The organism is Nostoc sp. DedQUE08, from assembly GCF_034530895.1.
In the GTDB taxonomy this organism is placed as follows: domain Bacteria; phylum Cyanobacteriota; class Cyanobacteriia; order Cyanobacteriales; family Nostocaceae; genus Nostoc.
The window spans coordinates 26,528-33,374 of sequence record NZ_JAVRCD010000078.1 but is presented as its reverse complement, the minus strand read 5'-3'; the positions used below and the strand labels follow the sequence as shown (position 1 = coordinate 33,374).

Here is a 6,847-nt window from a genome sequence, read left to right as displayed (position 1 = left end):
GAATAACTAGTGTTTGTAGTTGCTCAATTATGGTAAATATCGTGCCGATAACCTGAAAAATCTCCAGAATTCTACCTGCTAGTCGCCCTGTGGCGGCTAAAGCTTCTGAGCTTATACCAACTGCTTTTGCAGCATTCGCTACGGCAGTAGCGGTTTTTGATTCTAGTACTCCGATTGCCCTACCTAACCCATCAATTCGAGAACCGACACCATTTACTAACTGCCTTAATCCTGTCGCCTCAGTAGCAGCATTAATAACAGCGTTTGTGGCTTTTGCAGATTCAGTAATTGCCTGCCCCGATTTTGTGACAGCTTGATTAGCTAATCCCTTTGACAAAGATGATTCTCGTGCGGCGCTAACTGCGATATCTTCTACTTGGTTGAGTCGCCTGAAGGCATCGGCCGATTGTTTTTCAAGTAATGCAGCTTTCTTTTGTGCATTACCAGCAGCATCAAATGCATTGTTGGCAACTTTTGTTGATGTCCCTGCGGCAGTTGATGCATTATTTGCTGCATCATTAGCTTGATGAGCTAAACGAGAAATCCTGGCGATTTCCGCTCTATCTGCACCCGCATCCTGGGCAATCTTAAGCGCTTTAGCTAGACCATCATCAGCAGTTTTTTCTACTTTAAAAAGTTTTTCTAGTGCTTGCCTTGACTGCTCTATAGCATTGTTAACTTGTGGCTGTAATCTATTGGTTATAACCACCCCAGCAGCAGTTACGGCTTTTGCAATATCTGGCTGCAATGATGACTTGATTGAATTCTTGAGTGATAATTCATCTACTGGTTTGATATTTGCAATTTGTTGCTTTAGTGCATCAATTTGGCGCTGTAATTTATCGCAACAATCGCATTTCCCAGCGCAATCAAGCGCTGATTGCATACTCCCAATTACGCTGGAGGTACTCATATATTTAGCCGCAATTCCTATTTTTTAATTGACTAGATAAACCTTCAATCTGCGCCCAATCAGAATTGCTGATGCACTGACCACTACAGCCAGTGCCGCAAGCAACTTCACAATCGGATAGTGATTGGTAAATCCCTGGGGTGCTATATACAGATTTTTTTATGCAAGCGCCGTTAACACAGTCATATTTCTCGCTCGGATTGGGAACGAACGATTTGGAGACAATATAACCATTGCCCCAGTTTGCAAGAAAAATTCTTCCATCACACGACGAAATCAAATTCATGGTTGGACTTGCGCTAACCAGAATCGGATTGTCGTCTGCAAAGCCAGGATAAGTTTCTGTATAGTCGCGGTTTCCAGTGTTATACAGTCGAGTTATTAAATTCCAAGTACCCGATACGCCACATCCTGACATTAGTAATTATCCGGGTCAATTGTTGAATTTGTGTCAATTTTTGCAAGGCTCAAAGTTAATTGATCTTGCCTATATGGGGTGTTATTAGTTCCTCTTGTGGTGAAACTTGAAAATCCGTCTGTAACGATTAAAGACTGGTCAGGATTTGCATCAAAGTTGGTTTGAGTGAGATAACTTTTAGCATTGACCGCAATTGCGACTAAATGACCTTCTGCTGTTGCTGTAGAAGGAGTTGATAATCCTGCTGTTTGTAATGTTGAATCAGGAATAAACAGCCCTGCGCTTGGTGTTGTTGCACCACTTGCTAAACGTGTTGCACCTGTTCCAAAAATTTGAACAATTGTAGGTTCTGCCATGAAACGGATTTTTTTATGAGGTGAATAAATCCGTTGTATGAACTAATCAAAATAATGTAAATGTTCCACTTTTATGTAAAAGCAGCACATTTGCTGAGGACGTGGAAGCCTTGCAGTGAATAGGATTAATCCAGATTTTGCTATTAGCTAAAAATAGAAATATTCCGGTTTAGCCATTGGGAGTGGTTAAACCGGAACAGTTAATAAGAGAAGGTCGAAATGAAAAATGATAGAGAAGGTCAAGCTGCTGTTATCTCAAATGCGGATTGCTCGAAAATTCGCACCAAAATCAGGAGCCGCAAATACAAATTACTTTTTGATTTGGCTTGGTACACGGGTGAGCGCTGGGGTGCTTTGGTTAAGCTGCGAGTAACCGATGTTTACAGCGACGATGGCAGTCCACGTGAGTATATCAATTTTCGAGCCAGAACGCGCAAGGCTAAACCTAACAGTGAACGCAAGACACAAGACCCAGCCAAACGCAAAAACCGACAAGTACCAGTGCATCCAGTTCTTAGAGAGATATTGCTTGCATACAAGCCAGAATCAAGTTCTCTGTGGCTGTTTCCCGCTCGTGATGGAGACAAACCCATTACCTTGAGGTGGGCAGATGCGATTTTACGAGCTGCGGTTGATAAAGCTGGATTATCAGCTAAAGGAATCAGCACTCACAGCACCCGCCGGAGCTTCATTACCAATCTGGCCAACAAAGGCATCAACTTGGCGATGATTAAAAAAATTACTGGTCACTCTGATTTAAAAGTGCTTTCGGCGTACATCGAGGTGACTGAGGATGACATGAAAAACGCGATCGCAACTCTATGATCAGCAAACTCCTATTCCAAGCTTTGGGGACTGGGGAATAGGAAGTGGGGAATCTGTGGTTGCCAATCCCCCAACTCCTAACTATTGACTGCTGTGTAAGCTATAACTAAATTGCTCAACTTGTGGGGCTTGGACTATTCAAAAATCACAAATTTTGTTTGCTCCAGCCCCACTCCCAACAGTAGTCACTCTTCCACAATCAGAGCCATTTCTATAAATTTTTACTTCTACTGTCGCTTTTTCAACCGTTGACGCACTTGCTGTAATTATGGACTTTTCAGGAGCAGAAAACTTTGCCTTGTACGGAAGCACTGCTTCAACACTTTCTATTCTTGAAGGTGCCTTCAGGTCTGTCGTACTCATGATGACATAGCTTCCGTAAAATTTGCTCCCGTGAGTTCCAATCCATTCAATCTCGTACTTATCTGAACCGGTAGAAGATTTTGTAACGACGGTTGAGCTAGAAACTGGGTTTGAGCTTGTGATCGAATTTAAGTTCACTGGAGGGGCACAGAAAGACGTACAAGACTGTAACAGTGCTAATCCAGCAAGAACTGATAGTCTAATGAAATTTTTCATTTCTTAGTGAAAATTATAAGTACAAATTTATAATTCCCAGTAATTAGTTATACGTTGCTATACCAAAAACAGATTGCTTTCTCAATCTCGTGGGGGCTGCTTATCTGCGATCGCAAACCTATAACCCCATGTGACAAAGTTTGCTCTCTTAAGTAAGCTGAACTAGGATAACACCTAACATTCGCTGCATTCGATTTACTCGTGATCGCACTTTATCCTATTTGTGCGATCGCTTTTTAAAGGAGAAAAAATATGACTACTACAACCAACAAAGAACTGACTGTAGAGGAACTGATTCAAGAGTTACGAGACTTTCCAGGTGATGCACATATCTGCTTGACGGACGCCTACGGTGAAACGTTCACCATCATCGGTTTTGAGGCTGGGTCTGACTGTGTGAATATGGTCATTTCCGAGGATGGTGATGATCGCGATGATGGCGAATAAACCCAAATACAGCAGTTTCCGCTACGCTAACAATCATGTAGTCTCATGCTGGCAAGCGCTATCATAACTTTTTTTCATTTACCATCTACGATCGCGATACTTGTCGATCGCACTGTGCCGGATTATAATGTCAGGCTTTTACTAGTTGATGCGGGAAGTAGGGTTTTGCGAGTCGTTTTTTGCGATCGTCGGATTTGAGCCAGATGCCATCGGATCTAATGTCAGTAATCGTGGCGAAGGTTTCATTGAGCTTGCCAGCCAAAATAACAACTCTATCCCCCAGACTAAAATCCCTTCTGGGGGAGCGTTCGCAGCACTGCAAGTCGGTAAAGGGCAGACTGATTGTGCCTCTTCCTGGGACATTGCAACTGCACTCCAAATCGTCATCAAAAATCATGAATACTTTGACTTCGCATTTGAACATCAAACTCCAGTAGATAGCTTTCTCCTCAAGCAGGGGCAAGGAGCGCAGGGGGGACTCGCTTTCTGTTGATTGTAGTACACAGCCTTTGTCATCAAGGCGATCGCAATCGCCTCGGATCACCTTGCGATCACCTTGCGATCGCCTTACCGGATCACCTTCTGAATTGCTTGCTGTCTCTACGTTTCCGGCAAAGGTGATCCGGTCAATTGTCTGAACATCGATTTTTTTTTCTGATTCGGGATTTTGTAAAATTGCGATTTCAGGCATACTTAGAGGATCACCTTCGTTACAATTGGGTAAAACCTCTTGCTCTGCAAGGCTTACAGAATTGTTAAGAAGGTGATCCGTCAAGGTGATCCTAAGGCGATCGCAAGGTGATCCATCGTTTTTATACATCTTTGGCGACTCGCTAATTACCTCCACTTGACAAGGGCTTGAGTCATTTTCAAAGGTGATCCGCTGAGATGATGTTACTGTTGCAGTTTGTAAAGGACTTTCTGTACTACAGTTTTCGGACTCACGGGCTATGTAATACAGCTTTGCAGTACCGCTAAAGCTTCTCTCATCAAGGATTACTAGTCCGTCTCTTGCTAACTGTCCTAAACATCGTCGAGCATTACCTGGTGTTGTCTTGAGGTAATGGGCCACTTCTTCGGCTTGATATTTAACGTTGGCGTGTTCTTGGAGGAATTTAACTATCTGGTCTTTGGTAGATAGATCCGGGGAACCTAGCTCTTGCCCAATTTCCTCTAACAGCGAGAAACTAAAGTCTTCTTCATTGAAAAACAGGCGATAGCTTGTAGGGAATCGGCGCGATCGCGATTTCTCGATCGTGAGAATTTTCTCTTGGGGGTTGGCGCTGGGGTTGGGGTCTTTCTCCAATTTGATAACTTCTGAGACAGCATTTCTAACTGCTGTCGTCCCCCTAGACCCTCCGTTTTTGTTGGTGTGGTGAACGATGACTACGGTTATTCCGGTTTCTGCTGCGAACTTGTTTAGCTCCAGGACGGGGCGGGAATACTCTGTTCTGTTTTCGTCGTAAAGGGAGTAGCGGTTAACAAAGGTCAGGGAGTCGATCATCACGATCGCAGGTTTAAATTCGGCAGCGTCTTCATACAGAGTTGGCATAGCGTCAGTATTCCAGCCAAATCTGACTCCTGTTTTGTTGCGCACTTCTGTACCTGGTTTAAACCCACGCTTGTTAAGCGCCTGAAGCATATCGTGTTTTGATTCATCACCCTGGTAGATAAGAACGCGGCGGCTATCGGCAGTGGCAGGAAAGCCATTCCAGTTTTTACCCTGGGCTATACAGTGCAGTAAGTCGTAAAGAAATTTGGTTTTACCAACGCCACCATCGGCAATGACTAATGCTGTGGTTGCCTGTGGAAGTATTCCGCCCAAAAGCCATTTCCTTCCCTGTGTGCCTACTTCCTCCTCAAGTTCATCTAAGCTTTTACGTGGCTCAACTGTGGCGCATAGCGATTTCATGTAAAGGTCTTCGAGGTCTTTAACTCTTCTGCCGGGGCTAGCATTAGCTAATTCTTGAAGCTTGTATAGTTTCAGACCAGGATTAGAGGTTTTAAGGTAAATATTTTCCAGTTCATTAATTAGCTGGTTGTAGTGCCACAGTTGATTTTCTTCTTTTGTTGGGGCTACTGGTGCTGAGAAAATTGTCTTAATTTTATTTTCAAATGCTACAGAAATCTCTGCCCATTCTGTCTGGGTATCGTAAGCCAATTGTTCAAGTTCGTTAGCCTTTCTGATTGCTTCTCTACGCCAAGCGTTTTCAATAACTAAAAACGCTAAACTATCAATGTTCACTGCACTGACAACTCTATCAAAAAGGCTAGCTAGCTTGTTTCTGCCACCAATTCTTAGTAGCAATTCATTATTTGATAACCAGCTAGTAACGTGCAATAAGTCTGTTGGCTGCCCTTTCTTACAAAGTCTGAGGCAGGCTTGGTAAATATCCTTGTGTGCCCCAATATAAAAGTGTTCTGGTTTCAATCTATCTTTGATTCTATAGATAGCATTCGGGTCAAGAAGTATTCCACCTAATATTCCTTCTTCTGCTTCAATGTTGCATGGTGGAAGCCTGTTATTATCAGGTTTAAAGTTTGGTTCTTCAGTATATGTATAGGGGATTACTACCATTTTCTTGTCCCCCGATTAGCTAGCTTTGAATTATTTGATGTGATAGAATACGGGAAAGTAACGGTTATTTGACCGCTTAATCTTATTAAGTATTTGTTCATTTTTTAATGATGTTGTTTTTGAATTGATTCACCAATCTCTAAGTTGGTGAGTTTTTTTTGCGTGATAATTCGCCTAGTTGCTGTTTAGAATCCACCTCCTGACTCAAACCACCTTTTATCCAGTTCGTTAACGAGATATTCCCATCCCTTCAGTGGCATCCTGTTGGGATAACCGTATTTTTGGAACGTGGCAATTATTTGAGGATCTTTCCAGTCGATAGCTAGAATTCCCATGATGTGCTGACATTCCCAGTAGGCATGAACAAGCTTGGTTAGATGGACAATGTACTTATGAGAAAGGGCTGTGATATTGGGAACAGGGCGGTTCACTTTAGCGGCAGACTCCTGAAGGAATTTTTGGATTCGCGGATGCTGCCATGTCCAACCCAAGCGATTAATCTCGGTTTCTAATTGGTTGATTGCTGTTTGAGTTGTCATTGGTCATTGGGTGTTAGATATGCAAATGTGGCTCCCACTGGTAAGTCGCCTCCGACAGACTTTGTTCTACTCGTTTGTAAAGATGTCCTTGATGGAAAATGAAACCAGGGAATTCAAGTAAGCCGACCAATTCCTTTGTTGCGACTATTTCCCCAGTGGTGATTTTTAGAATTATTTTCATGGTTAGTAATC

9 protein-coding genes are annotated in these 6,847 nt (G+C 42.9%); 2 read left to right on the top strand and 7 right to left on the bottom strand.

The window, feature by feature from the left end; genetic code table 11:
• The 3 genes from RMY64_RS32660 to RMY64_RS32650 all read right to left on the bottom strand — a co-directional run.
• Positions 1-886: hypothetical protein (locus RMY64_RS32660; RefSeq protein ID WP_322702201.1), on the bottom strand; the 886-nt coding region annotated here is incomplete at its 3' end.
• A gap of 31 nt (positions 887-917) precedes the next feature.
• Positions 918-1,331 carry a hypothetical protein gene (locus RMY64_RS32655; protein ID WP_322702200.1) on the bottom strand — a complete coding sequence of 138 codons (414 nt, stop codon included), beginning with the start codon at positions 1,329-1,331 and terminating at the stop codon, positions 918-920.
• Entirely contained in the window at positions 1,331-1,687 is a 357-nt protein-coding gene (locus RMY64_RS32650) for a hypothetical protein (protein ID WP_322702199.1), read from the bottom strand. Before RMY64_RS32650 ends, RMY64_RS32655 begins: the two co-directional genes overlap by 1 nt.
• Positions 1,688-1,906: 219 nt before the next feature.
• On the opposite strand from RMY64_RS32650, the gene RMY64_RS32645 reads away from it, so the two are divergent.
• On the top strand, positions 1,907-2,512 hold the full coding sequence (locus RMY64_RS32645) for a tyrosine-type recombinase/integrase (RefSeq protein ID WP_322702198.1): 606 nt from the start codon (positions 1,907-1,909) through the stop codon (positions 2,510-2,512).
• A 138-nt stretch (positions 2,513-2,650) separates the two neighbouring features.
• Here RMY64_RS32645 and RMY64_RS32640 read toward each other — a convergent pair whose 3' ends face one another.
• A complete protein-coding gene (locus RMY64_RS32640; protein ID WP_322702197.1) occupies positions 2,651-2,875 on the bottom strand; it encodes a hypothetical protein in 225 nt (74 codons plus the stop codon).
• A 468-nt stretch (positions 2,876-3,343) separates the two neighbouring features.
• Here RMY64_RS32640 and RMY64_RS32635 point away from each other — a divergent pair, with 468 nt between their 5' ends.
• The gene (locus tag RMY64_RS32635; RefSeq protein ID WP_322702196.1) at positions 3,344-3,538 is read left to right on the top strand and encodes a hypothetical protein; all 195 of its coding nucleotides are present in this window, start codon (positions 3,344-3,346) and stop codon (positions 3,536-3,538) included.
• A 130-nt stretch (positions 3,539-3,668) separates the two neighbouring features.
• On the opposite strand, the gene RMY64_RS32630 is transcribed toward RMY64_RS32635, so the two are convergent.
• The 3 genes from RMY64_RS32630 to RMY64_RS32620 form a co-directional block, all read right to left on the bottom strand.
• Positions 3,669-6,116, bottom strand: a complete 2,448-nt coding sequence (locus RMY64_RS32630; protein ID WP_322702195.1) for an AAA family ATPase — start codon at positions 6,114-6,116, stop codon at positions 3,669-3,671.
• 185 nt (positions 6,117-6,301) lie between these two features.
• The gene (locus tag RMY64_RS32625; RefSeq protein ID WP_322702194.1) at positions 6,302-6,655 is read right to left on the bottom strand and encodes a hypothetical protein; all 354 of its coding nucleotides are present in this window, start codon (positions 6,653-6,655) and stop codon (positions 6,302-6,304) included.
• Between the two features lie 13 nt (positions 6,656-6,668).
• Positions 6,669-6,836 (bottom strand): hypothetical protein, encoded by a 168-nt coding sequence (locus tag RMY64_RS32620; protein WP_322702193.1) that lies wholly within the window; start codon positions 6,834-6,836, stop codon positions 6,669-6,671.
• Positions 6,837-6,847: the final 11 nt, after the last annotated feature.

What these genes read in the sequence shown, in the direction of transcription:
- RMY64_RS32625 (WP_322702194.1), bottom strand. Translation starts at nt 6,655, where the DNA reads ATGACAACTCAAACAGCAATCAACCAATTAGAAACCGAGATTAATCGC.
- RMY64_RS32635 (WP_322702196.1), top strand. Translation starts at nt 3,344, where the DNA reads ATGACTACTACAACCAACAAAGAACTGACTGTAGAGGAACTGATTCAA.
- RMY64_RS32620 (WP_322702193.1), bottom strand. Translation starts at nt 6,836, where the DNA reads ATGAAAATAATTCTAAAAATCACCACTGGGGAAATAGTCGCAACAAAG.
- RMY64_RS32640 (WP_322702197.1), bottom strand. Translation starts at nt 2,875, where the DNA reads ATGAGTACGACAGACCTGAAGGCACCTTCAAGAATAGAAAGTGTTGAA.
- RMY64_RS32645 (WP_322702198.1), top strand. Translation starts at nt 1,907, where the DNA reads ATGAAAAATGATAGAGAAGGTCAAGCTGCTGTTATCTCAAATGCGGAT.
- RMY64_RS32650 (WP_322702199.1), bottom strand. Translation starts at nt 1,687, where the DNA reads ATGGCAGAACCTACAATTGTTCAAATTTTTGGAACAGGTGCAACACGT.
- RMY64_RS32630 (WP_322702195.1), bottom strand. Translation starts at nt 6,116, where the DNA reads ATGGTAGTAATCCCCTATACATATACTGAAGAACCAAACTTTAAACCT.
- RMY64_RS32655 (WP_322702200.1), bottom strand. Translation starts at nt 1,331, where the DNA reads ATGTCAGGATGTGGCGTATCGGGTACTTGGAATTTAATAACTCGACTG.